The sequence below is a fragment of the Gilliamella sp. ESL0441 genome, from assembly GCF_019469185.1.
GTDB lineage: Bacteria > Pseudomonadota > Gammaproteobacteria > Enterobacterales > Orbaceae > Gilliamella.
The window spans coordinates 1,575,045-1,600,731 of the sequence record NZ_CP048264.1; the positions used below are offsets into that span (position 1 = coordinate 1,575,045).

The 25,687-nt window shown below is 35.2% G+C and carries 19 protein-coding genes and 1 riboswitch; of the genes, 9 read left to right on the plus strand and 10 right to left on the minus strand.

Annotated features, from left to right (window positions below):
* Nucleotides 1-82 precede the first annotated feature (82 nt).
* Nucleotides 83-1,189, plus strand: coding sequence for an SIMPL domain-containing protein (locus tag GYM75_RS07125; protein WP_220215283.1), 1,107 nt, complete (start codon nucleotides 83-85; stop codon nucleotides 1,187-1,189).
* Nucleotides 1,190-1,381: 192 nt separating this feature from the next.
* On the opposite strand, the gene GYM75_RS07130 is transcribed toward GYM75_RS07125, so the two are convergent.
* Nucleotides 1,382-2,086: a GntR family transcriptional regulator gene (locus tag GYM75_RS07130; RefSeq protein WP_220215284.1), complete on the minus strand. Its 705-nt coding sequence runs from the start codon at nucleotides 2,084-2,086 to the stop codon at nucleotides 1,382-1,384.
* A gap of 177 nt (nucleotides 2,087-2,263) precedes the next feature.
* Here GYM75_RS07130 and GYM75_RS07135 point away from each other — a divergent pair, with 177 nt between their 5' ends.
* Nucleotides 2,264-4,138, plus strand: coding sequence for a glucose PTS transporter subunit IIA (locus GYM75_RS07135; RefSeq protein WP_220215285.1), 1,875 nt, complete (start codon nucleotides 2,264-2,266; stop codon nucleotides 4,136-4,138).
* 14 nt (nucleotides 4,139-4,152) lie between these two features.
* Nucleotides 4,153-5,589 (plus strand): 6-phospho-beta-glucosidase, encoded by a 1,437-nt coding sequence (locus tag GYM75_RS07140; protein WP_220215286.1) that lies wholly within the window; start codon nucleotides 4,153-4,155, stop codon nucleotides 5,587-5,589.
* Nucleotides 5,590-5,679: 90 nt separating this feature from the next.
* Here GYM75_RS07140 and dinB read toward each other — a convergent pair whose 3' ends face one another.
* The 5 genes from dinB to thiB form a co-directional block, all read right to left on the minus strand.
* Nucleotides 5,680-6,735, minus strand: coding sequence for a DNA polymerase IV (dinB, locus tag GYM75_RS07145; protein ID WP_220215287.1), 1,056 nt, complete (start codon nucleotides 6,733-6,735; stop codon nucleotides 5,680-5,682).
* Nucleotides 6,736-6,816: 81 nt separating this feature from the next.
* Complete coding sequence (gene cptA, locus GYM75_RS07150) at nucleotides 6,817-8,523, minus strand: phosphoethanolamine transferase CptA (protein ID WP_220215288.1); 1,707 nt, start codon at nucleotides 8,521-8,523, stop codon at nucleotides 6,817-6,819.
* 185 nt (nucleotides 8,524-8,708) lie between these two features.
* Entirely contained in the window at nucleotides 8,709-9,368 is a 660-nt protein-coding gene (gene thiQ, locus GYM75_RS07155) for a thiamine ABC transporter ATP-binding protein (protein ID WP_255556760.1), read from the minus strand.
* A gap of 22 nt (nucleotides 9,369-9,390) precedes the next feature.
* Entirely contained in the window at nucleotides 9,391-10,968 is a 1,578-nt protein-coding gene (gene thiP, locus GYM75_RS07160; protein WP_220215290.1) for a thiamine/thiamine pyrophosphate ABC transporter permease, read from the minus strand.
* Between the two features lie 14 nt (nucleotides 10,969-10,982).
* Nucleotides 10,983-11,975: a thiamine ABC transporter substrate binding subunit gene (gene thiB, locus GYM75_RS07165; protein ID WP_220215291.1), complete on the minus strand. Its 993-nt coding sequence runs from the start codon at nucleotides 11,973-11,975 to the stop codon at nucleotides 10,983-10,985.
* A 40-nt stretch (nucleotides 11,976-12,015) separates the two neighbouring features.
* A riboswitch (TPP riboswitch) is annotated at nucleotides 12,016-12,118 on the minus strand.
* 396 nt (nucleotides 12,119-12,514) lie between these two features.
* Here thiB and GYM75_RS07170 point away from each other — a divergent pair.
* The 3 genes from GYM75_RS07170 to pbpC all read left to right on the plus strand — a co-directional run bounded on the left by GYM75_RS07170 (nucleotide 12,515) and on the right by pbpC (nucleotide 17,629).
* On the plus strand, nucleotides 12,515-13,162 hold the full coding sequence (locus GYM75_RS07170; RefSeq protein WP_220215292.1) for a hypothetical protein: 648 nt from the start codon (nucleotides 12,515-12,517) through the stop codon (nucleotides 13,160-13,162).
* Between the two features lie 354 nt (nucleotides 13,163-13,516).
* Complete coding sequence (gene argS / locus GYM75_RS07175; protein WP_220215293.1) at nucleotides 13,517-15,250, plus strand: arginine--tRNA ligase; 1,734 nt, start codon at nucleotides 13,517-13,519, stop codon at nucleotides 15,248-15,250.
* A 39-nt stretch (nucleotides 15,251-15,289) separates the two neighbouring features.
* A complete protein-coding gene (gene pbpC / locus GYM75_RS07180) occupies nucleotides 15,290-17,629 on the plus strand; it encodes a penicillin-binding protein 1C (RefSeq protein WP_220215294.1) in 2,340 nt (779 codons plus the stop codon).
* Nucleotides 17,630-17,674: 45 nt separating this feature from the next.
* On the opposite strand, the gene GYM75_RS07185 is transcribed toward pbpC, so the two are convergent.
* A complete protein-coding gene (locus tag GYM75_RS07185; RefSeq protein ID WP_220215295.1) occupies nucleotides 17,675-17,965 on the minus strand; it encodes a putative quinol monooxygenase in 291 nt (96 codons plus the stop codon).
* Between the two features lie 466 nt (nucleotides 17,966-18,431).
* Here GYM75_RS07185 and GYM75_RS07190 point away from each other — a divergent pair, with 466 nt between their 5' ends.
* Entirely contained in the window at nucleotides 18,432-19,448 is a 1,017-nt protein-coding gene (locus GYM75_RS07190) for an amidohydrolase family protein (protein ID WP_220215296.1), read from the plus strand.
* A 131-nt stretch (nucleotides 19,449-19,579) separates the two neighbouring features.
* Here the strand turns inward: GYM75_RS07190 and guaB are convergent, their stop codons facing one another.
* From guaB to ubiG, 3 genes are all read right to left on the minus strand, one after another.
* Nucleotides 19,580-21,046, minus strand: coding sequence for an IMP dehydrogenase (gene guaB / locus GYM75_RS07195; RefSeq protein ID WP_220215297.1), 1,467 nt, complete (start codon nucleotides 21,044-21,046; stop codon nucleotides 19,580-19,582).
* Nucleotides 21,047-21,208: 162 nt separating this feature from the next.
* Nucleotides 21,209-22,531: a gluconate transporter gene (gene gntT / locus GYM75_RS07200; RefSeq protein WP_220215298.1), complete on the minus strand. Its 1,323-nt coding sequence runs from the start codon at nucleotides 22,529-22,531 to the stop codon at nucleotides 21,209-21,211.
* 239 nt (nucleotides 22,532-22,770) lie between these two features.
* A complete protein-coding gene (gene ubiG / locus GYM75_RS07205) occupies nucleotides 22,771-23,475 on the minus strand; it encodes a bifunctional 2-polyprenyl-6-hydroxyphenol methylase/3-demethylubiquinol 3-O-methyltransferase UbiG (RefSeq protein ID WP_220215299.1) in 705 nt (234 codons plus the stop codon).
* A gap of 207 nt (nucleotides 23,476-23,682) precedes the next feature.
* Here ubiG and GYM75_RS07210 point away from each other — a divergent pair, with 207 nt between their 5' ends.
* Nucleotides 23,683-23,979 (plus strand): hypothetical protein, encoded by a 297-nt coding sequence (locus GYM75_RS07210; RefSeq protein WP_220215300.1) that lies wholly within the window; start codon nucleotides 23,683-23,685, stop codon nucleotides 23,977-23,979.
* A 190-nt stretch (nucleotides 23,980-24,169) separates the two neighbouring features.
* Entirely contained in the window at nucleotides 24,170-25,543 is a 1,374-nt protein-coding gene (locus GYM75_RS07215) for a sodium-dependent transporter (RefSeq protein WP_220215301.1), read from the plus strand.
* The last annotated feature ends 144 nt before the right edge of the window (nucleotides 25,544-25,687 follow it).

Genomic DNA, 25,687 nt, shown 5'->3' on the forward strand with positions numbered 1-25,687 from the left:
CTAGACTAGATTTATTTAGCCTTTTATTAGCAATACAACAAGTATTTTTATAAACAAATAAACATTAACTAAGGATAAAAAGATGAAAAAAACAATTTTATTTGCCATGTTACTCAATATTGGTATCGCCTTTAATAGTCATGCTGCTAACTCAGTTACTCAAGAATTGAATGTCAATAATACTTATTTGCAATTACAAGAATTAAAATATGGCAAAAATTTAATACCTGTGGGAGAAGTTGAAGCTAAAATTTCTGAAACCGTCATATTAAAACCTGACACGGTACAATTTTCTGTAACTTTATTAACTGACGCCGCATCACCCAACGATGCCTCAGATCGCAATGTAACGACAATCAAACAATTTAAAGATGAATTAGTGAAATTAGGCTTAACTGAAGACAATTTAGAGACAATTGGTTATCAAAACAATGTGAGAGAGATAAATCAAGAAAATAGTCAAGAAAATTCAAAATATCAAGCAAATATGAATATTGTTATAAAGATTGATAATAACGATAGTTTTGTTGATCTCAATAAAATATTAGATAAATATGATATTAATGATATTCATCAAGTAAAAAGTGATAAAGTTAAGAATCTCTATGCTTTCAATATTCGCGAAACAGCCCAAACTTTAAATAAAGCCAAAGATAATCTTTATAAAAAATATTCAACCATTACCGATGAATTAAAAAAACTTCAATTAACTGATTTCACCATAACCAATTCAGATACGGATAAAATATCACCGGAAAGAATTACAGTAAAACAATATTACGTTCAGCATAATCTTATGGTCAAAACAACTAAGCTTGAACTTATTGGTAAAATTATTGCTAAAGCTCAAGAATTAAAAATGGTCGTCAATGATGATACTCATTACAGCGTTTCGAAAGAAGCTGTTCAAAAAGCAATTGAAGAACATGAAGCAATATTATTAGCTAAACTTAAAAATAAAGTTGAACGACTACTGGCAAAACAATATCTACTAGGTGCCCCTAAACAGCTTAATATAACCGGTGGAGAATTTGATCTGGAATCAGAATACAGAGACGCTCGACGTTATGCGAACAGATTGTATGCTGATGGATACGTGAAGGAGGATGTTAATATTTATGCACCAACAGATTACAGAGTAAAATTGGTTTTATCGGGTACTTTTGAAACACTTAAACCTATACAATAAACTTTTAAGATAAATCTATCATCAATTGAACACGCTCTCCTTAGTTAGCTTTTTAACTAAAAGCTAAATAGTCGGAGAGCGTTTAAACCCAAATATACTTACCATTTTATTTATAATTTAAAGTATTTATTGTACAAATAGTTTACTAAATCAATCATCCATATTTTCAAGCTACTCTTTTAAAACTTCGATTCATTTAGAATGGCTCTGCACATAAAATTTAGCATTGTCGTAATGGTAGATAATTTTCGAAAAATCGAATGGTTCTCCTGCCGATGTATAAAATATCTCTTCAACACATAACGCCGGATCGCCTGCTTGTAAGCCCAAGTATTCTGCTATTTCAGCGTCTAATTTTATCGCTTTGAAATATTTATCTGAAAAACCAATGCTAATTTTACAGATATCTTTCACATAACTAAATATTGAATGCTCAGCAATTTCTTTATTCAAATATGACACCAGTTTTTTGCGATAATAAGATTGTTCAAACCCATATATTTTACCATCAACATATCGCAATCGTTTGACGTAGTAGACTTGTTCACCCTCACAACATCTTAAATTTTCTTTCACTTTTTTATCTGGTTCCACAATATCAACATTAAATACTTGCGATGCTCCAGGAAGATCATTCAAATCCACACTAAACCCATGACTTTCTAAAAAATTGAGATAGCCACTTTTTTTGGGCTGTCTAACAAAAATACCACTTCCTTGTATTTGATAGATGACTCCGTGTCGTTCAAGTCGATTTAATGCTTTAATAATGGTCGTTCGACTTACTTGAAACTGATTAATCAATCCTTCAATATTTGGTAACTGAGTATCTTTGGGTAATTTTTGCTGACAAATAGCTTGTTGAATTTTATCGGCAACGTCCTGATATTTCAGCATTTATTTTCCTTACATTATTAATCAATAGTTAAATCACATTTTATACTTATTATTTTAATATCAAAGCGAGCATATTTAAAATTAGATCTAGATCACAAACAATAAAATTGGTAATTAACAATTTTCAATTTGTCGATAAGATAAGCTAACTGTATTTTTTATAAGGAACTTAAAACGATGTCGTCAAAGATCAGAGACTATAATAAGTTGGCTGTTGATATTTTGAATGAGTTAGGTGGTGAAGATAATATAGTCACTGTCGCTCGTTGTGCAACACGTCTACGCTTAGTGACACAAAAAACCCCCGAAAATGCCAAGGAAAATATTGCTAAATTTCCTGGTGTCATAACCGTTGTTGAAAAAGGCGGACAAATTCAGGTAGTTATTGGCACAAATGTCGATAAGGTCTACAATGCTTTTATACAATTAATTAAAACAGATAATAAAGTTGCAAGTTCCGAAAATAAAAATATATTAAATCTTATCATTGCAACAATGTCAGCAGTATTTGCGCCTTTTGTTTATGTCCTAGCTGCATCAGGAATATTACAAGGGATTCTAATCTTAATTAAATTAGCCTTTCCTGATTTCGGAACGACAGGCACTTACCAAGTATTCAATTTCATTTCGTGGGCACCATTTGCTTTTTTACCTATTTTTATTGCGATTACTGCTTCACAACATTTTCGCTGTAATATTTATATCGCTGTGGCGTGTTGTGCAGCATTGTTATCACCGACATGGGCTGAACTGGCTGCACTCATCAAATCAGGACAAGAAATTAATTTATTTGGTTTGGCATTGTCTGAAACTACTTATACATCTACGGTTTTACCCCCTTTATTCTTAGTTTGGTTGTTATCGTATTTAGAACGATTTTTAGAGCCACGTTTACATAGCATCATCAAACCACTCCTGATGCCTCTTATTTGCTTAGTCATTATGGTACCTCTTACTTTGCTCGCTATCGGTCCGCTGACTGCAAATGCCGCACATTATATTGCTAATGGCTACAATTGGATTGTTAATCTTGCACCATCTGTTGCTGGTGGTTTAATCGGTGCTGTATGGCAAGTATTTGTTATTTTCGGTGTTCATTGGGGAATCACACCAGTTATCATTGAAAATATTAATCAATACGGTCAAGATTCATTCCAAGCTTTCCAAACCATAGCCGTTATTGGTCAAGTGGGCGCAGCATTAGGATTCTATATAAAAACCAAAAATAAAGATATGAAAGGCGTTTCTTTATCCGCTTTTGTTACCGGGATTTTTGGTATTACTGAACCAGCTATATATGGTGTGAACTTACGTTACAAAAAACCATTTATTTACGGCTGTGTATGTGCTGCTTTAGGTGGCATTGTTGCGGGATTCTTTACACCTTATTACTATACCTATGCCGCTTTACCGGGTCCATTAACCATAGTTAATGCAATTAATCCTGAACATCCCGGCTCATTTATAGGCGTTTTAATCGGTTCAGCAATTGCCTTATTTGGTCCGGTATTGTTAATTCAAATTTTAGGTACCGGTGAAACAAAGTCATCGTCAACTGAGCAGATCGAAGATGATACGCCGAAAGTTTTAGTTGATGAAATTAAAATTACAAGCCCGATGACAGGTAAAGCGCTACCATTAAGTGAAGTCCCTGACCCTGCCTTTGCTCAAAAACTAATGGGTGAAGGTATTGCTATTGAGCCAACGGATAATCACGTTTACGCCCCTGATGACGCTAAAATAACTGCTGTATTTGAACGTTCAAAGCATGCTATTGGTTTGACATTAAATAATGGTGTTGAACTGTTAATCCATTGTGGTATCGATACAGTGAATTTAAAAAATAACGAATTTAGTTATCATGTAACATTAAATCAAGAAGTTAAAAAAGGTGATTTACTTATCAGTTTTGATCCAGATGCTATCAGAAAAGCAGGTTATCCATTAATCACCCCAATTATTATTGTCAATAGTGCTGAGTATCAGCAAATTACATTAACCGACAAAATAGATGTTACAACTCAAGATATAGTATTTGACATTAAGCAATAACAAGGAACACAGATATGAAGCAAAAAACTTTTTTATGGGGCGGTGCATTAGCTGCTCACCAATTTGAAGGCGGATGGAATGAAGGCGGTAAAGGTCCAAGTGTAGTTGATGTTATGACAGCCGGTGCCCACGGTGTTCCAAGACAAATTACGCAAGACATTGAAGCAGGAAAATTTTATCCAAATCATACGGCAATCGATTTTTATCATCACTATAAAGAGGATATTAAACTATTTGCGGAGTTAGGTCTTAAATGCCTCCGTACATCAATAGCTTGGACAAGAATTTACCCAAAAGGTGATGAATTACAGCCAAATGAAGAAGGATTACGTTTTTATGATGCAGTATTTGATGAATTAATTGCCAATGGAATTGAACCGGTCATAACCCTATCCCATTTTGAAATTCCTTTACATATTGCACGTGAATATGGGGGATTCCGAAATCGTAAAACGGTTGAGTTTTTTGAGCGATTTGCGATCACCTGTTTTGAGCGTTATAAAAACAAAGTCAAATACTGGATGACATTTAACGAAATCAACAATCAAATGGATACGAGCAACCCTATCTTCTTTTGGACTAATTCTGGCGTGCAAGTCAAAGCTGGCGAAAATCCGCAAGAAGTCCTTTACCAAGTTGCTCATTACGAACTATTAGCCAGTGCTAAAGCCGTTATTGCGGGTAAAAAAATCAATCCAGACTTTCAAATTGGTTGTATGATTTCTCACGTACCAATCTATCCATACTCGTGTAATCCGGAAGATATGATGGCTTCCGAGATTGCAATGCATCAACGATTCTTCTTCCCTGATGTTCATGTCCGAGGTTATTATCCTGCTTATGCATTAAAAGAGTTTGAGCGTGAAGGTTATAAACTTGATATTACGCAAGAAGATTTAGCATGTTTGAAACAAGGCACAGTTGATTACATTGGTTTCAGTTATTACATGTCAACAGTCGTTAAAGCTGATGTCAATAATGATAACCGTGACAATATCGTTAATGGCGCTTTACCGAATGCGGTAGAAAATCCTTATATTAAAAGCAGTGACTGGGGATGGCCAATTGACCCGGAAGGTTTACGCTATACATTAAACCGTTTATATGATCGCTATCAATTGCCGTTATTTATTGTAGAAAATGGTTTCGGGGCAATTGACCAACTCGAAAATGGTCATCAAATACATGACCAACCTCGAATTGAATATCTAGGTGCACATATCAAAGCAATGTTAACAGCAATGGACTATGACGGGGTCGATGTTATTGGGTATACCGCATGGGGAATTATAGATGTTGTATCCTTTACCACTGGCGAAATGAAAAAACGTTATGGTGTGATCTATGTTGATCGTGATAACGAAGGTAATGGTAGCATGAAACGATATAAGAAGGATTCCTTTGATTGGTATAAACAAGTCATTCAGACCAATGGAAAAAGTTTGGAATAAGACTTAGTTAAGCCAAACTCATTTATGGGGATTTTGTGATATTTCAATCATCCCCATAAATTCAGCTTAACGCCTTAATGCTTTAAATAACTAAAAAGGAAAGATTAACTGTTTGTCTAATTGTGGATCAATAAGGGTGACATGAAAGCCGATTAACCTCACTCCCCTATCATTACGCCGTTCTTGCCAAACTTTGTACGCTTGTTCAATCAAATCTTGTTTATCCAACTTTGCCCAGACATGTTCTTGTGTCGTAAGTTGAAAATCATCAAATTTAAATTTTACCCCTTGTCTGGCTATTGATAAATCCGTTCTGACTTTACTTAATCGTTTTTCTAACTCTTCATAAAGTGGATCGAGTTGCATTAAACAGTCATCCCAAGTATGAATATCATCAACTAAAGTACGTTCAACCCCCACTGATTTACGTTGCCTGTCATTACAGACTTCACGCTCATCAATGCCTTGACATCTTTCATAAAGTACTCGACCAAACTTACCAAATTGATTAAGTAATTTAGTTAAATCATATTTCAAGACGTCTTGGCAATTGAACAACCCTAATTCAGCCAGTTTTTTTTCCGTGACTTTACCCACACCTGGAATCTTTTTAAGAGGAAGTTGCTGTATAAATTGCTCGACTTCATCAGGCGTAATCACATATTGACCGTTAGGCTTGTTCATATCTGAAGCAATTTTAGCTAAAAATTTAAGTGGTGCAACACCGGCTGACGCAGTTAATCCCAGTTCATTAAATATAGCTTCACGAATGTCTTTGGCAATTAATGTTGCCGAACCATGACAAAGTTGACAATCAGTCACATCTAAATAGGCTTCATCAAGTGATAAGGCCTCGATTGCTTGAGTATAACGCTGAAAAATCTGATGAATCTGGTTTGAAACTTCTTTATAAACAGCATGTCTTCCCGGTATGACTTTAAGATTCGGGCACAACTTTACTGCTTGAGCCATTGGCATAGCACTATGAATACCAAATTGCCTAGCTAAATAATTGGCTGTCGCCACAACACCTCGTTTACGAGGATCTCCTCCTACTGCAATGGGGATGTTACGGTATCGAGGGTTGTCACGCATCTCAACTGCCGCATAAAAACAATCCATGTCAACATGAATGATTTTTCGCATAATCTGAATGATAGCATCTAAAATATAACTGTATAAATATACAATACCATACCTTAAATGCTTGTGCAATCAGGATATCAACTACTCAAACAATTTATCAAAATCCATTAAACCTTTTTTATCATAAGGATCACCAATCCAACGTACTGATTGTTTAAATTTAGGATTGACTAAACTTTTTTCAGGCTGATATAAACTGTAACTTAAGCCGGCTAAATCAGACCAAGTGTGAATTAAATCTTGTGAGCTAAATTTTCGATCAACGTAAGCTTGATAATCATTAGGATGCGTTTTTAACCAACTTGGTGATTGCCAAAGTATAAACGGAATGGTATACATCGGTTTGGTTGGTGCTTTTTCATTTCGTCCTAAGATATCATACGGTGGTGTTTGATAAACCTCTTCACCATGATCGGAAAAATACAACATAAAACCGTTATTATGGCTCTGTTTAAAAGTATTAAACAAAGTCGTTATTACATAATCATTATAACTCACTGCATTATCATAGCTGTTGTAGACTTTGGCGTTATCATCGTCAATATCGAATGGAATGCCTGTCTTATCTTGAAAAACGTTATATACACTATTTTTCGGATAACGAAATTCATATTTCATATGTGTACCAAGTAAATGAATAACAATAAATTTCTTTTTAGCGGGATCGGTTAACACTTCTTTAAAAGGCTGAATTACAGCATCATCATATTGTCTGGCACTTTGGTTACGATCGTTATTCATATAAAATTGTTTATCTGTTTGCTTTGAAAACATGGTTAACATCGTATTTCGTTTAGTCATTGTTTGTTGATTGGTAATCCAAAATGTTTTATACCCTGCTTGTTTCATAAGATGAATGAGTGACGGTTGCTTTAAATACAAATCGGGATGCTGTTCATCGGCAAAAGTCAGGGCTTGTTCTAAAATTTCGATCGTATAAGGTCTGGATGAGACAACATCGTTGAAAACCAATAAGTTTGGGTTTTCTTTTTTAAATTGTTCAATCATAGGGGTGGTATTTCGGTTATAACCATAAATCCCCATTCTTGTCCGTGTAGTCGATTCCCCAATAATTAAGACTAATGTTCTCGGTGTATCTCCATTACTATCTTTCAAATTTTCGAATGAAGGCAAAGATTGCAAATTGTTCAAAATATTTTCCATATTAGAAAGTTGTGAACGGTAAGCGATATAGCTGCTCATTAATTGCCAAGGTACTGTCGTTTCCATGCGGCTTAATAAATGCGCTCCCGCTCTCTCAAAGGAGGTTTTTTTTACCATTACACTGATTGCTAGTGGCATCAAAGCATAAATAGCAATCAACAATGAAACTATCCACTTAGTTTTATTTTGGACATAAACCGGCTTGACTTGTTTCCAAAGAAATAGCGCCACTAAAACATAGACGACTAATACGGCAATCAATTTAAAACTCAAGTATTGCTGAATATATTCATTAGATTCATTGAAATTTGATTCAGCCATTATAAAAAATACACTTTGTGAAAATTCCTGCCGATAAATCACAAAATACGCTAGCGAAATTAAAGACAATCCGCCAACTATAATCCCAAAGATGGCTGCAATTTTACGAGTATAATTAGGAAAAAATAACACCGGTATCAGCCAAATTAGACTGTAAATAATCGAATCCCTAAATCCGATAAAATTGGAATGTCCCGACAAAGCGATATACAATTGCAAAGCGGATGAAAAATAAGTAAAAAATAATATAATCAAAAATAACGAGGAAAAACTAAATTTCTGATCTGCTTTCAAATTTTGCATAAATATCAATAAAGAATCATGATGAAAAAGTTTTTATAAGATACATTCGGTAGATTAATAAAACCTTAAGCACTCACATTCGATATTGAAAAAACAATAGCCAACTGTAATCATTAATGCATAAAACCAATATTAAGCATATTTTCAATGAATATACTGCTTAGCTAAAGATTAATTTTAGCGGATTAAATCGACTTCAAGCCTAATAGCTGAGCAACATGTTGATGTTCTGAACAGGTTAACTTTTTGGGTGAATGATTAAAAATAATCTGTCCTTCATCGACAACTAAACATCGTGAAAAATAATACAAAGATTCATCCAGATAATGGGACACCATCATTAATGTTAATTCAAATTCTTCACAGATTTGATTAACTAATTCAAGCATTTCAAAACGTAGTGATTGATCCAGTGCTGAAAAAGGCTCATCTAAAAGTAAAATCGGACGACGTTGAATTAGACACCTTGCTAAGGCAACTCGTTGGCGTTGACCACCCGATAATTGTTCAGGGTAACGTTGATTAAATCCTGTTAATCCAACTTTCGCTAAAATATCATCAATAATTTGCATTTGTGAAATATTCAGCTTTAAAGAAGGTTTTAATCCTAAAGCAATATTGTCTTGAACCGTTAAATGGTCAAACAAATTATTATGTTGAAACAACATAGATACAGGGCGTTTTCCGGGAGTGACATTCGTCATATCTTGATGATCGAGTATTATTTTTCCTGAATCAGGTGAAATAAAACCGGCAATCAAACTCAATAATGAACTTTTACCCGCACCACTTGGCCCAACAATGACGACCCGTTCTTTTGCGGCAATACCAAAATTAAAAAACATTTTAAAATTATCATAATGATAATTAATATGATTGAGAGTGATCATCATCCACCAAAACCAATAAACTAAAAGAGATAATTAATAATATTGCCGCTGTGACACTACCATCTTGATAATGATAATGCGATAGTTGCTCATAGAGGTAATAAGGCAATGTGATGACTGACTGCCCACCAAATAGTGCGATAATGCCAAAATCCCCTAAAGATAAGATAGCCGAAAAAACAAAACTTTTTAACATTAATTTGTTTAATGCTTTATATTCAATCAAATAAAAATGATTCATCCCTTCAATATTTAGTGATTGGCTTAATAGCCAATAACGCTTAGTCACATCAAACATAGGGATAGCAAGGCTTTTAATCACAAAAGGTAATGCCATTAAAGCATTACACAATATTAATAAAATGCAGATAAACCAAGTATTACCTGCATACTGATAAAATAATATAAACAATCCTGACGCTAAAATCATGCTGGGAATCGCTAAAATTAACGAACTGGCTAACATTAATCGATTACTCCACGTTATCTTATGATAAATGAGCAATCGACTATTTGTCCAAAGAATAAATAGTGACATTAACAGGGTTACCAGTGCCGATCCCAATGCAATGAAAAGTGAAAACAGTGTTGCATGTTGAAAGGTTGGCGTGAACAGTGACAAACGGAAAAAATAAACACCATCAATCACAATATTTATCAAAGGAAGTAAAATAAATAATCCCCCCATAATAATCATGATTGAACTTAGCAAGACAGCCAAGCCAGAAACAGGAAAACGATAGTTTTGCTTTATAAAACGCATTGTGACTTGTTTATTATTATTAAACTTTTGCATTATTCCCATAAAGCCTACACAACAAAGCAATTGCAATAAGGAAAGCAAAACCGCTTGAATAAAATCAAAATCACGAATGGATTGATAAATCGCTACTTCAATGGTGGTATATTTTGGTCCACCGCCTAAAGCCAACACAATCGCAAAACTTGAAAAACAGAGCATAAAAATCAGCGATGCCATAGGCAAAATTTGCCGACGAAGATGTGGCCATTCAACCAATCGAAAAAAAGTGTAACCTGAAAAATTTAATTGAGCGGCTAGCTGTTTCTGTTCAACAGGCACACTCATCAGCGTTCGGTAAAACAGACAACAAACATACGGAAAATTTAGAAATATGTGAGCTAATAAAATTCCTTTTAAACCATAAATAGACCAAGAAAAAGGCCTGTCTAAATATGTAAAAATACTAGAGAGTAAACCTTGTTGTCCATAAACTGATAAAAGCCCTGTCACGACAACCAGCGCCGGTAAAATGAATGTCACCGGCATTATTCGTAATAATAACCTTTTACCCCAAAACTCAACCATGGATAGAGCCTTTGCCATTAGAATAGCTAAGATAATAGATAGACATGTTGATAGTGTGGCTTGATAAAAAGTTATCCACAAAATATGTAATAAATAGCTATCAATATAACTATTTATCTCACCTGAGGTTATCGCATAATAACAAATGGATAATAGCGCACTCCCCAGAACAACAATTATTCCGCTTGAGGCAATAATACCCGGTATTAATGTTCTAAAATTCAACATGCAACTATCTTGGATTATTTACTGATTGCTGACTGCCATTCACGAATCCAAGATCTTTGTTCTTTTTCAACTTGCTCAGGGTCAAATTCTAACGCCTTTGTGACAGGCTTTATTTGCTGATAAGCCTCAGGTAATGTCGTTTGAATAATCGGGTACATTACATTCTTTTCAGCAATTTGACGTTGTACTTCAGGTTTAAGTAAATACTGTAAAAAATGACGTGCTAACTCAGGTTGCTGACTGTATTTGATAATACCTGCAACTTCAACTTGACGATAATGTCCTTCATCAAAAATTGCTGCTTCATAGCGATGATCATTATTCATAATATGAGCAATCGGCGATGTACTGTAACTTAAAACAAAATCAGCTTCACCTTTCAAAAACATTCCATAAGATTCACTCCAACCTTTCGTAACGGTTACCGTATTTTTTGCGATCTTTTTCCATACATTAGCGGCATCATCACCATAGATTTTTTTGATCCAAAACAATAAACCTAGTCCTGGCGTACTGGTTCTTGGGTCTTGATAAATAATGCGCCAATTGGCTTTATTATCAACAAGTTGTTGCATACTATGTGGGGGAGTTTTTATTTTATCTTTGTTATAAATAAAAGCAAAATAACCAAAATCATAAGGAAGAAAATCATTATCCCACCAATCAGTGTTAAGATTATCAGGTTTATTGATTTGATGAGGAATAACAATATTAGCTAACTTAGCTTGTTGTATGATGTTATTGTCTAATCCCAAAATAACATCAGCATTAGTCTTTTTCCCTTCGAGCCGGATCCGATTTAAAATAGATACACCATCTCCTAACGAAACGATATCCAATTGACAATCACACTCCACTTCAAAACCTTGCTTAATGGCTTCACCAGGCCCCCACTCAGACATAAAAGAATTATAACTATAAACGGTTAAAGTTGGCTTGGCATTGGCAGTAGAAACAATGAAAAAAGATGAAAGAACAATGAATAAAAGAAGATTATTACGAAACATTTTGCCTCCAAAATAGTGAATAAAAGACAAAAGGTTTGAGCAGACATAATAACTCAAATCCCTCCGCTGGCATGATCCAGATCAGGTTCGACGGGTTATGTTAATCAACATTCTCAGCCTTTTGGGCACCCCGTTGAGAACAGGTGATTAGTTTAGTAGGTCGCAGTTTGATTGTAAATAAATATTATCGGTAAAATAAGGAGATTAAGGGGTTCTAGCTTTAAATTTTCAGTCACTTTATTAGCTACAGCAATCAAACTTAAAACCAATATAAACTTCGAGTTTCTTCAAACATCATTCCTTGATAACTCAAAAAACTTATTCAATTTTTAAAAATAAACTTCATCACCATCTTTATAATTATTGTTAGTCATCTTGATGATTAAAATAATAAACTAAATATAATCATAATTTCATTATTTAATTTTTAAGAAATGTGAATAAAGATTAAGTTTTTATTTAAAAAAAAGTAGATGTTACTCTATCGCTTTGTATATAATGATTAAATCAGTTAGTTAATAACGATTAAAGGATTAATTATGTCTCAACTTTCAAAAAAACCTCGCTGGATGCGTGATCTGATACGCTATTTACCATCAAAATCTCAATTTGTTTTAACCGGAAATATCCATGATTTACAAAAATATAAAGACAGTACAGGATCAATTATTTCAGAAAAATTAGAATTATTAATTTTTCAAGTGTTAAAAGATGCGAAGTTTAGCCATGTTTTAATGTGGAATTCAAATTCCGGATTTGAAGAAATTCAAACACCAAGTTTACCTGCTGTTAACAGTGATGAAATATTTAAACGACTTAGATTGAACGCCCTTCATAAATCAGATTCTGCTAAAATAAATCATTTAAGCAATACGTTGGATGAATTAGTCAGTTACAATGAACAACCAGTTGCTTTAATCATCGACTACCAATCTCATTTAAGTAAAGACCATCATAATTTAAGTTTTAGTGAACATCAGCTTTTTGCCCGTAGTCTTGCCTTATCAAAACAAGAAAAACCAAAATTAATAGGTTCAGATAATAAATTATTTTTTAATACGATTATTTGGTTAGTCGAAAACGAAAGCGCACTACCTGATTGGTTACTAATTAATAATCCTAACATCAGGCATATCCCGATAACAACAACCAATTATGCAACGAGAATAAAAACAACTAATGAATAGTATTTATTTGATGTCAATTTTATTGGTTAATCAATTGGTGAAAAACTTACTCAATTAAAAAAATTTATCTACGACAATACTGCACTTGAAACGGCATTAAAACTGAAGAGCGACCAAACGATTAATAGAAACATTGAAAAACTAGGCCAACTGAATCGTTTTTGTACAGTTGCCAATGATTCAAGCAAAAGATAATGATTTGCAATTTTTACAAAAACGAGCTTTGAGTAAAAAACACTCAAACAGCTAATCAAAACCCTGTTAAACTAAAGTAAACGACATCATCTGAGCCGTGACAAGTGTTTACTTTATCGGTATTATATTGGGCATTTATGATAATTGATTAGGTTTAGTGTGAATATTCAACAATTACTAACTCAACGTGTTTCGCAAGCAATGATAATGGCCGGTGCTGATAATAACTGTGATGCCTTAATTAAACAATCAGCTAAAGTACAATTTGGCGATTATCAAGCTAATGGCATCATGGCAACCGCCAAAAAACTAGGAATGCCACCAAGAGCGTTGGCGGAAAAGGTTTTACAACATCTAGATATTGATGACATTGCCGAAAAAGTCGAAATTGCTGGCCCCGGTTTTATTAACATCTTTTTAAAAAATAGTTGGATTGCTCAACAAAATGAAGTTGCACTGAGTAGCGATAAACTGAATATTACCTTACCTGCAAAAGCACAAACGATTGTTGTAGACTACTCAGCACCGAATGTTGCCAAAGAGATGCATGTCGGTCATTTACGTTCAACAATCATCGGGGATGCCACTGTACGAGTTTTAACTTTTCTTGGTCATAATGTTATCCGTGCTAACCATGTCGGTGACTGGGGAACACAATTTGGGATGCTCATTGCTTATCTGGAAAAAATGCAAAATGAACATGCTAATGATATGCAACTATCCGATCTGGAATCGTTTTATCGAGCAGCAAAAAAACATTACGATGAAGACGAAGTTTTTGCTGAAAAAGCACGTAATTATGTTGTAAAACTGCAAGGTGGTGATGAATATTGTCGTGAAATGTGGCGAAAATTGGTCGATATTACCATGACGCAAAATATTGCGACTTACAAACGTTTAAATGTCACACTTTCCGTTGAAGACACCATGGGCGAAAGCATTTATAACAAAATGTTACCCGGCATTGTGGCAGATTTAAAACATAAAAAATTAGCGGTAGAAAGCGAAGGTGCAATCGTTGTATTTTTAGATGAATACAAAAATAAAGAAGGCGAACCAATGGGCGTGATTATTCAAAAACGCGACGGCGGTTACCTTTATGCAACAACCGATATCGCCTGTGCCAAATATCGTTATGAAACACTACATGCCGATCGCATACTTTATTATACCGACTCACGTCAGCATCAGCATTTAGAACAAGTTTGGACAATTGTACATAAAGCCAAATATGTGCCTGATTCTTTAAAACTCGAACACCATATGTTTGGTATGATGTTAGGAAAAGACGGTAAACCGTTTAAAACACGATCAGGTGATACGGTTAAATTAAATGATCTTTTAGATGAAGCGACTGAACGGGCAAAAGTCTTAATTCAAAGTAAAAATCCAGAACTCACTGAACAAGAATTAGCACAAGTCGTCGATGCCGTTGCTATTGGTGCGGTTAAATACGCTGATCTTTCTAAAAATCGTACCACTGATTATGTTTTTGATTGGGACAATATGCTTTCTTTCGAAGGTAATACGGCACCCTACTTACAATATGCTTATACTCGAGTGTTATCGGTATTTAGAAAATCCAATATTTCAGAAGATGACTTATCGGGAAGTATTATTTTAGAAACAGAAAAAGAACGCGCATTAGCCACACGATTAATTCAATTTGATGAAACTATTTCAGTGCTAGCAAATGAAGGCACGCCTCATGTGCTTTGTGCTTATCTTTATGATATCGCAACGCTTTTTTCAAGTTTTTACGAAAATTGTCCTATTTTGACAGCCGAAAATGAAAACCTAAAATTAAGTCGCTTAAAACTGGCTTCTTTGACAGCAAAAACACTGAAAATTGGGTTAGATATGTTAGGCATAAAAACCGTTGACAAAATGTAGCATTTAATAGAATAAATTGAATGGATGCTGAAAAGTAATATGAAAAAGTTTATTATTCGTCATCAAAATAAATTGATGGCTTTTTTATTACTTTTAATAGCCATTATTGCTGTTCGGCTTTATCCGCATCCACCGTTATCGGAATCATTCACCTTTTCAACACGTTTTTATGATGAAAAAGGTGAATTGATTCGTATGACTTTAGCTAGTGATGATCGTTATCGAGTTTGGACTCCCCTAAAAGATATTTCACCTGATATTATAAACGGCTTATTATTACATGAAGATCAATGGTTTTATTATCATATCGGTATTAATCCTTTTAGCTTAGTGCGAGCATTTTCAGCCACTTACTTGGGTGGCGGTAATCGTCAAGGTGCATCAACAATTACGATGCAACTCGCCCGAATGCATTGGCGATTAAATACCAAAAATATATTTGGAAAGCTAAATCAAATAGCCAGAGCGATTCAATTAGAACTAATGTATTCTAAAGAGGAAATACTTGAGGCATATTTAAACTATGCACCTTTTGGACGAAATATCGAGAGTATCGGCGCAGCTTCTTATATTTATTTCAATAAGCCACCTTCAGAAGTTAATTTACCTGAAGCACTTACATTAGTGGTATTACCTCAATCACCTACTTATCGAATTGAAAGAAAAACAGGTCTTGCAGGCAAAGCACTCATTAAAGCTCGGAACAAATTATTTGAACGTTGGCAACAACATTATGAAGTCGATGAAGATATTGCTGCGCTTTTTTCTCAAAAATTGATTTTAAGACAACCCGAAAAACTTCCCTTCAAGGCTCCTCATTTTGTTAATCAAATCATTCAAAATCAAACAAGTAAACCTTACACGATAACAACAACATTAAATAGTAATCTACAAAATATCATTAAAGGGCAAGTTAACTTATTCATTGAGCGTAACCGATCAAAAGGCATACAAAATGTATCGATTATTTTAGTTGATACCCAAACAATGGAAGTAAAAGCATTGCTCGGTTCCGCTAATTATTTTGATCCGCATATTCAAGGACAGGTCAATGGGACATTAGCAAAACGCTCACCAGGATCGACCTTGAAACCTTTCATTTATGCCTTAGGAATTGATCAAGGAATTTTACATCCTCGAACAATTTTAAAAGATGTTTCAACAGACTTTGGGTTTTATACCCCTGAAAATTTTGATCTCAATTTTCGTGGTCCTATATCCGCAACAGATGCATTAATCCATAGTCGTAATATTCCTGCGGTAACTGTAGCATCACAATTACATCATCCAAGTTTTTATCAATTCTTAGTGAATTCTCATATCGCAAAATTAGCCGATGAAAAACATTATGGGTTATCGTTAGTTTTAGGTGGAGGAGAAGTTACTGCTCAAGAACTAGTAGGCTTATATGCCATGCTTGCCAATCAAGGTAACTGGCAACCACTCAAATTTGTAAAATCAGATGATCAAGATAAGCCAGAAAAGCAACTAAGTCCAGAAGCTGCATTTATGACAATGGAAATGTTGAAACAAAACACTCGTCCAAAAGATATATTAAGCAAAATGCAGAGAAATGTTTTACCTGTAGCCTGGAAAACAGGAACCTCATGGGGATTTCGCGATGCATGGACGGCGGGAGTATTTGGTCATTACGCTATGGTGGTATGGCTCGGAAATTTTGATGGAAGTGGAAATCATGCCTTCATTGGTGTAAATGCAGCGACGCCACTATTTTTTAACATTATTGACAGTATCAATGGATATTATCCTAATTTACGTGAACCTAACCGCACTTTGCCGACAAATATGAAACGAGTCGACATTTGTCTTACAAGTGGAAATTTATTAACTAAATGGTGTAAAGCAAAAGGAAAAACATGGTTTATACCCGGTGTTTCACCTATTAAGCCCGATACGATATTTAGACCTATAATGATTGATAATAAAACGGGGAAAGCTGTTTGTCCTCCTTATGATCCCAAAACATCGCACTTAGAAGTTTTTGAATACTGGCCATCAGATTTAGCTGCAATATTTGCTAAAGCAGGACTTCCAAAAAAATCGCCACCTAAAACATCCCATTGTGCTTTAACACAAAACTATTTAGGCGATCCACCTAAGATCACATCACCACTGAAAAATGTGGTTTATCAATTTCGTTCAACTAAACAGAAGAATGAAAAAATTAGCTTTACAGCGAATAGTGATGGTAGTGCAAAATCATTATACTGGTTTGTCAATGACAGTTTTATGGGGGAAACTGAGCCTCATAAAGCAATTGATTGGGTTCCAACTGAAAGTGGTACATTTAAAATAACTGTATTAGACGATATGGGTCGAAGCAATACAAGGAATGTCAAAGTCGAGTTACTCAATTAACTTTTATGAATAGAATCAAGCTAGCAATTTTTGCTAGCTTGCTTTTTATAACACTTGTTTGGCAATACAAATATCTAGTTTTTCAGTATGATCCTTTGCAAATGAAGCAAACGCTTTAAAATGAGGAGTTTGATTATGATTGTTAATTGCCTGTTTAGAGACCCATGTTTCAATGACGATATAAACATCAGGGTCATCAATACTTTGATTAAGCTCATAGCGAATACATCCGATTTCTTTTTGGCTCTCTTCCACTAGTTTTTTAAAAATCGTTTGAAAAGCACCACGAAATTCAGGCTTTATTTTTAGAGTAGCAACTATATTTAACTGGCTCATATAGACCTCTTTTTTGATAACAAATAGTTTAGTGATAATACCAATATAGGTTAATTTAATATCAATAAGTAGACAAAAAAAGATTAATCGACAAATCTCAATTTTTCGACAGCTACTTATTCCTAATAAATAAGCAGTTAAGTTTTTCTTCCTTACAAAATAAATAAAATAAGACTGTGAAGAAGTTAATTTATAGTAATAAAATCTAAAAAATAATACTTTAACTATAACATTTAATTACATATTTACTGAATTTTAAAGCTTGATCTTAATCAAGATATGTTTAGAATTTCTGCCATTAAATAACCAACAAGAGTTTTCCAAACCATGAACCTATGTAAATCAACAATGAGTCGTTTAAAAATTGTTGTTTTTATTTTTAATCCTCCTTTATGGAGGATTTTTTTTAGCTATTATTTTTGATTTTCAAAACAAATTTTAGGTAATTTATCAGTAGAGGCATAATATGACAGACAACAAAAAGATGTTATTAACCAGTCGAGATCAAAGTTTAAAAGCATTTTTAATGAACAAAATCAAGCAAAATGGCGGTTGGGTTAATGCACATATGCACGCTGATCGTGCTTTTACAATTACCGTTGACAGTTTTGACGTGTACCAAAAACAGACATTGATTGAAAAATGGGATACGTTAGACAAAGTCAAAGCCGCCATGACGGAAGAAGACTATTATCGTCATTTTAGTATGGCTGTTGAACGAATGATTGAACAAGGTGTTAGTGCCATGGGCTCATTTGTGGATATTGACCCCATCGCTGAAGAACGTGCAATCAAAGGCGCATTACGGGCACGAGAAACCTATAAAAACGATATCACCATTAAACTGGTGAATCAGACCTTAAAAGGCGTAATTGATAAAGAGGCCCGCTATTGGTTTGATAAAGGTGCCGATCTTGTCGATATTATTGGTGGCTTACCTCGCCGTGATGAACGTGATCATGGTGAAGGTATGGGACTTAAACATCTAGATGTATTAATGCAAACAGGCAAATCTTTAGGCAAAATGGTGCATGTTCATGTAGATCAATTTAATTCATCCGATGAGATAGAAACAGAGCAATTAACAGATAAAACCTTAGAACATGCAATGCATGGTCGTGTAGTGGCAATTCATAGTATTTCAATTACTGCCCATAGCTTAGAATATCGTCAAAAATTATACAAAAAAATGAAAGAAGCCCAAATGATGGTGATTGCCTGTCCGTTTGCGTGGATTGACAGTCCAAGGCGTGAAGAACAAGGCCCAACCCGTAACTCCTTAACCCCTGTTGATGAATTAGCCGCCGCTGGAATTCCTGTTGCGATTGGCACTGATAATGTCAGTGATTATATGCTCCCCTTTTCAACGGGTAACATGTGGGAAGAGCTAAAACTGTTAGTAACAGGATGTCGATATACCGATTTAGATAATGTGGTTAACGTCGCCACTCGAAATGGACGTAAAGTGCTGGGACTTGAGTAATTAACGCAAAGCGTTATAAAGCAGACTATCCCCATGAGATATTAAAAATCCCAACAATGCTGAAATTGTTGGGATTTTTACTATTACTGAACAGCGTCAATGATTAACGACGCTTTAATATTGATAAAAAATTAAGATCCAGCTCGATAATTTGGTGGCTCTTTGGTTATTAGCACATCGTGAACATGGCTTTCTTTCATGCCAGCGCCGGTTATTCGATAGAATTTAGATTGCGTTCTTAGCTCATCGATAGTGGCACAGCCAGTTAATCCCATACAAGAACGTAATCCTCCCATTTGTTGGTGAATGATTTCTTTTAATGGGCCTTTATAGGCAATACGGCCTTCAATACCTTCAGGAACTAATTTATCAGCGGCATTATCAGATTGGAAATAACGATCAGATGAACCTTTCGCCATTGCGCCAAGTGATCCCATACCTCGATAAGATTTATAAGCTCGACCTTGATATAATTCGATTTCACCAGGAGCTTCTTCTGTTCCAGCAAACATTGAGCCAACCATAACACATGATGCACCTGCGGCAATGGCTTTAGCAATGTCACCCGAAAAACGAATACCACCATCAGCAATAACAGGAATATTATGTCGTTGAGCCATTTCAACTGCATCCATAATGGCACTAATTTGTGGCACACCAACACCTGTCACAATACGCGTAGTACAGATAGAACCTGGACCAATACCGACTTTAACTGCATTTACCCCTGCATCGATTAATGCTTTTGCACCTTCCGCAGTAGCAATATTCCCCCCAATAATTTGTAATTCCGGATACGCTTGCCTTGTCTGACGAATCCGCTCTAATACACCTTCTGAATGTCCATGAGATGAATCAATCAATAAAACATCAACACCTGCTTCAACCAATGCCGCAATCCGTTCTTCATTGCCTGCACCAGCGCCCACTGCCGCCCCTACGCGCAAACGCCCTTTTTCATCTTTACAAGCATGTGGTTTTTGTTCTGCTTTATTGTAGTCCTTAACCGTTATCATTCCTTTAAGATGAAATTTAGAATCAACAACTAACACTTTTTCAACACGGTGTTCATGCATTTTTTTCAGCACAATTTCACGTTGTTCGCCCTCTTTTACCGTAACAAGTCGTTCTTTTGGTGTCATGACTGCCGTTACCGGTAACGATAAATCAGTTGCAAAACGAACATCTCGAGCGGTAATAATCCCCACTAACTCTTGAGATTGAGTAACCACAGGGAAACCGGCAAAACCATACTCTTTAGCAAGTTCGATAACATCTCGAATCGTGGCAGTAGGTAAAACGGTCACGGGATCTTGGACGATACCGCTTTCATGCTTTTTCACCCTTTTTACATGGTTAGCCTGAGCTTCGATTGACATATTTTTATGGATAAAACCAATTCCGCCTTCTTGCGCAAGGGCGATGGCTAAATCGGATTCAGTCACCGTATCCATTGCAGCTGACAGCATCGGAATATTGAGTTTAATTGTTTGGGTTAGCTGAGTAGAAATAACCGCAGTGTTGGGTAATACCGTGGAGTGGGCAGGAACTAATAACACATCATCAAATGTAAGTGCTTCTTTAACTATACGAGACATGACAATATTCACCATTGAGTTGAATTGTTGATAAAATATTGCCGATGTATTCTACTGACTTTTGCGATAAAAGACCAGCGGTATTTTGATTCTTGAAATAGTTTGAACAGTTATCCTTCTTATTATTTCATCAAAAATAATTATATCTCATACAAACTAACCTTATAAAAAAAGATTAATGATCAAACAGCCGATTAATCCACTGACAGATATCACTGTTTCGAGTAAAGACCATGATTTCAATGTTTCGGTAATGCTCAGATTAAAATATTCTTTAAATAACCAAAAGCCCGGATCATTTACATGCGAAAAAACGACACTACCCGCACCCGTTGCAATAACCATTAATTCTGGACTAACACCCGTTGAAGCAATTAATGGGAAAACAATCCCACCTGCCGTTAGTGCAGCAACCGTTGCCGACCCTAAGGCTAATCTTAATAAGGCTGCAATTAACCACGCCATAACAATGGGGGAAACAGTCGATCCATGCATTATCTGTTCGATATAAACTTTCACGCCACTATCGACAAGAACTTGTTTAAATGCCCCACCACCCCCAATAATCAATAGCATCATTGCAATAATTTTAATTGAATCAACTAAGCTAGTATTGATGTCTGACATGCTACGGCCACGTAATAAACCAAAAGTGAATATGGCTATTAATACTGATATCAGCGTTGCAATGACTGGATCCCCAAAAAATTCAACATAGGGTAGCAACCAATGCCCATTATTTAACGTCATTTCACTTATGGCTCGGATTGACATTAATATAACTGGAATCAATGCGGTAATAAGACTGACACGAAAACTAGGCATCTGCTGTTCAGTAAATGTTTTAGTATTATATAAGCCTTCTTCAACAGGATGATTAATCAAACGAATAAAAGGTAATTTAGTTAAAATAGGCCCAGCTAGTATGACGGTTGGAATACCTATAATTGTGCCATAAAGTAAGGTTTTTCCCATATCGGCTTTAAATATTTGTGCAATCGCTGTTGGTCCAGGGTGCGGCGGTAAAAAACCATGTGTAACCGACAAAGCCGCCGCCATGGGAATACCAATATATAGCGGAGAGATACCTAAGGTTGCAGCTATAGTTAAAATTAAGGGTAACAATAAAACGAAACCAACCTCATAAAACAGAGCAAATCCAACTATAAATCCCGTAAGTGTCACTGCCCATTGAATCTTTTTATCGCCGAAAGTGGCAATGAGCGTTGTTGCTATCCGCTGTGCACCTCCACAATCAGCGAGTAATTTGCCTAACATTGCACCAAATCCCATAATTAATGCTAAGCTGCCAAGCGTGCCACCGACACCATTTTTGATTGATTTGATGACCTCCATAACGGGCATCCCTTCCAGAACACCGACACTAAGTGCCACCAAAATTAATGCGATAAAACCATTAACTCGCAAAGGTAACATGAGAATCAATAACATCAAGACACCAAAAGCAATAATGATTAATGGCATAATCAACTCCTCTTAATCAACGACATCCCATCTGGTTAAATTTACACAACTAGCCTTAAATACTTTAAACATAATTAGAAAATTGCAATTCAATTAAGATTTGAACACATCGCATTTTATGGGTAAGTACGAATAAATTAACAATAAGTATTTACCCACATAGTATCGATATATGTGGGAATGTTAGAGGAAAATTTACACTATTTATTAGAAATGAGAATAAGATCACACTTTCAAATTTAAAGTTCTTTTTGCGCCATTAAAATATAATTTACATCCACATTGTGACCTAATTTAAATTGATTTTTTAAAAGATGATATTCCATACCAATAATGCCTTTAACCGCTAATTTAGATTGCTCAACTAAGTCCATTAATTCTGAAGGTCGAATAAAGCGATTAAAATCATGTGTTCCTTTTGGTACAAGCCGAGCAATGTATTCAGCGCCATAAATAAGTAATAACTTTGCTTTGGTATTTCGATTGATTGTCGATAAGAATAGTTTGCCACTTGGTTTTAGCAACTTAGCACAAGCATTAATGATGGAGAATGGATCGGGGACGTGCTCTAATAACTCCATACAAGTAATCACATCATAATATTCTGATCGTTCTTCTGCATGCGCTTCAACGGTTTGTTTTTGGTAATCGATAGAAAGACCATTTTGCTCAGCATGCATTTTGGCAACGTTTAAAGACTCCTCCGCCAGATCGATAGCGGTCACTTGCGCACCGAGTTTAGCAAGGCTTTCTGATAAGATGCCACCACCACACCCGACATCTAACACCTTTTTGCCATTAAGTGATTCGCATTGCTGCAATATATAATCAACACGTAATGGATTAATGATATGCAAAGGTTTACATTGACCATTTGGATCCCACCATTGTGCGGCTAATTGTGAGAATTTATTTATTTCGTTAATATCGATATTTTGTGACATGCTGGCGTTTTTAAAGTGTAAAAAATGGGTTTTACTATATGCTAACTCCAATCAATTATCAATAAAATAGCTTACACTGCCCGCTTTTTATTAACAAAAAAATCCACTTAGTTTAAGCGCTCAAATGATATACTTTTTACCAATAAAAAATAGACAATTAATTTAATTCATAAAAACGATATAAATATAATATAAGGAAGACAAATTATGATAATCGCGCTAAGAACAAATCGACCTAGTTTAATAAAAATAATGGATATACCAATTATAGGCAGTTTTATCATGTTTATTTTTGCACTGATTCCAATGTTTATTTTAATGATAACCGATGGTGCTTTTGGATTCAGTTATCAAGATCTCCAAACAAATATAATATATTTTATAGTAGGCGTTTATAACTTCATTTTAGCCTTCTTTTTTGGTATCAGTATTTGGATTATGATATTACCTTCCTGGTTACTTTTTACCCTTATCGGTATATTGAAACTCATCGGTTGGATCTAATAATAATCGAATCATTTGATTCATTTTAATGATTGACGCCAATTCTAGTTAAATTTTTAAACAATATTGTCAATGACTGTAATGATTTCTTGTGAATAGTTTGATTTCATGGCATGATTTAAAGTTTTAATTAAGACATAATTTTACTAAACGCAAATTAAACTATTTATTAAGAATCAAAGGAAAATTCATGAGTACAGGTACTATGAAGAAAAGTCATTCCCAATGGAGCTCACGCATGGGATTCATGCTAGCAGCAGCTGGCTCTGCTGTGGGTTTAGGTAATATTTGGAAATTTCCCTATATGGCGGGTGAAATGGGTGGTTCAGCATTTGTGCTCACCTATTTACTCTTTATGTTTATCATTGGGCTACCTATCCTTGTTTTAGAATGGTTGATCGGGCGCCGAGGGCAAAAAAATCCGATTCATACCATGCAAGATGTGGCCGTTTCTGAAGGTCGTTCAAAATTATGGGGCTGGGTAGGGATAATTGGGGTACTTGGTTCATTCTTAATTCTCTCCTTTTATAGTGTGATTGGTGGCTGGGCAACAGATTACATCGTTCTAGCAGCGCAAGGCACATTTGAAGGTGCGAATGGTGGAATAACCGAAAATCTCTTTACTAATTTTCTGGGCGATGTAAATAGTTTATTAATCTGGCATACAGTATTTATGTTTGCAACGGCCTTTATTGTCGCTCTTGGCGTTGGAGCTGGCTTGGAACGTGGCTGTAAGATTATGATGCCTGGTTTAGGTATATTACTCTTAGTGCTGGTTGGGTATGCCGCATATGCCAGCGGTTCTTCTTTCTGGAAGGCTTGTGATTTCTTATTTACACCTAACTGGTCTGCCTTAAATGGCACGGCAATATTAGCTGCTTTAGGTCACGCATTTTTCAGTCTATCTTTAGGTATGGGAATTATGATGGCATATGGCTCGTATTTAGGGAAAGATGTCAATCTACTCTCAACAGCCCGAACTGTGGTCATTTTGGATGTGATTGTGGCGGTTTTATCAGGATTAGCAATATTCCCGCTTGTTTTTGCTAATGATTTACAACCGGGTTCAGGCCCTGGTCTCATCTTTGTGACACTACCAATTGCATTCGGCAATATGGCTGGCGGTTCAATTTTAGGCATATTATTCTTTATATTCTTAACGTTTGCTGCATTAACCTCGTCAATCTCATTATTAGAACCGACTGTAGAGTTACTCGAAGAAAAAACCCATATGGGACGCAAAACGGCAACCATTGTCACCAGTATTATTATTTGGGCTTTAGGTATTGCTTGTATTCTTTCATTTAATAAATGGGCAGATGTCACATTATTTGGTAAAAATATTTTTGATTTACTTGATTACTTAACCAGTAAAATCATGTTGCCAGTAACCGGTTTAGGTACCATTATTTTTGCTGCATGGATGATGAATCAAAAACGAATTCGTGAAGAACTTAATCTAAACGCTTTCTGGTTTAACATTTGGACAATCTTAACCCGTTTTATTATTCCAGTGGCAATTGTTGCTATTCTTGTTTTTGGATTTTTTCCAGAAGGGAAGTAGTTAATTATCATCTGCAAAGCCTTGATATTTTCAAGGCTTTCTTCCCACCAAGCTAACAAAAAAACAGCAAACAATTACCAAAATTACTTAATCTCTATTGAAAACCTCATTTTCATTCCCATATAACAATACAACAATAAATCA

Bases quoted from the DNA above. Each gene is read 5' to 3' on its own strand.
- pbpC (WP_220215294.1), top strand. From the start codon at position 15,290: ATGAAAAAGTTTATTATTCGTCATCAAAATAAATTGATGGCTTTTTTA.
- thiB (WP_220215291.1), bottom strand. From the start codon at position 11,975: ATGTTTCGTAATAATCTTCTTTTATTCATTGTTCTTTCATCTTTTTTC.
- GYM75_RS07170 (WP_220215292.1), top strand. From the start codon at position 12,515: ATGTCTCAACTTTCAAAAAAACCTCGCTGGATGCGTGATCTGATACGC.
- GYM75_RS07185 (WP_220215295.1), bottom strand. From the start codon at position 17,965: ATGAGCCAGTTAAATATAGTTGCTACTCTAAAAATAAAGCCTGAATTT.
- GYM75_RS07125 (WP_220215283.1), top strand. From the start codon at position 83: ATGAAAAAAACAATTTTATTTGCCATGTTACTCAATATTGGTATCGCC.
- gntT (WP_220215298.1), bottom strand. From the start codon at position 22,531: ATGCCATTAATCATTATTGCTTTTGGTGTCTTGATGTTATTGATTCTC.
- GYM75_RS07140 (WP_220215286.1), top strand. From the start codon at position 4,153: ATGAAGCAAAAAACTTTTTTATGGGGCGGTGCATTAGCTGCTCACCAA.
- GYM75_RS07135 (WP_220215285.1), top strand. From the start codon at position 2,264: ATGTCGTCAAAGATCAGAGACTATAATAAGTTGGCTGTTGATATTTTG.
- thiQ (WP_255556760.1), bottom strand. From the start codon at position 9,368: ATGTTTTTTAATTTTGGTATTGCCGCAAAAGAACGGGTCGTCATTGTT.
- GYM75_RS07190 (WP_220215296.1), top strand. From the start codon at position 18,432: ATGACAGACAACAAAAAGATGTTATTAACCAGTCGAGATCAAAGTTTA.
- GYM75_RS07210 (WP_220215300.1), top strand. From the start codon at position 23,683: ATGATAATCGCGCTAAGAACAAATCGACCTAGTTTAATAAAAATAATG.
- ubiG (WP_220215299.1), bottom strand. From the start codon at position 23,475: ATGTCACAAAATATCGATATTAACGAAATAAATAAATTCTCACAATTA.
- guaB (WP_220215297.1), bottom strand. From the start codon at position 21,046: ATGTCTCGTATAGTTAAAGAAGCACTTACATTTGATGATGTGTTATTA.
- cptA (WP_220215288.1), bottom strand. From the start codon at position 8,523: ATGCAAAATTTGAAAGCAGATCAGAAATTTAGTTTTTCCTCGTTATTT.
- GYM75_RS07215 (WP_220215301.1), top strand. From the start codon at position 24,170: ATGAGTACAGGTACTATGAAGAAAAGTCATTCCCAATGGAGCTCACGC.
- dinB (WP_220215287.1), bottom strand. From the start codon at position 6,735: ATGCGAAAAATCATTCATGTTGACATGGATTGTTTTTATGCGGCAGTT.
- GYM75_RS07130 (WP_220215284.1), bottom strand. From the start codon at position 2,086: ATGCTGAAATATCAGGACGTTGCCGATAAAATTCAACAAGCTATTTGT.
- thiP (WP_220215290.1), bottom strand. From the start codon at position 10,968: ATGTTGAATTTTAGAACATTAATACCGGGTATTATTGCCTCAAGCGGA.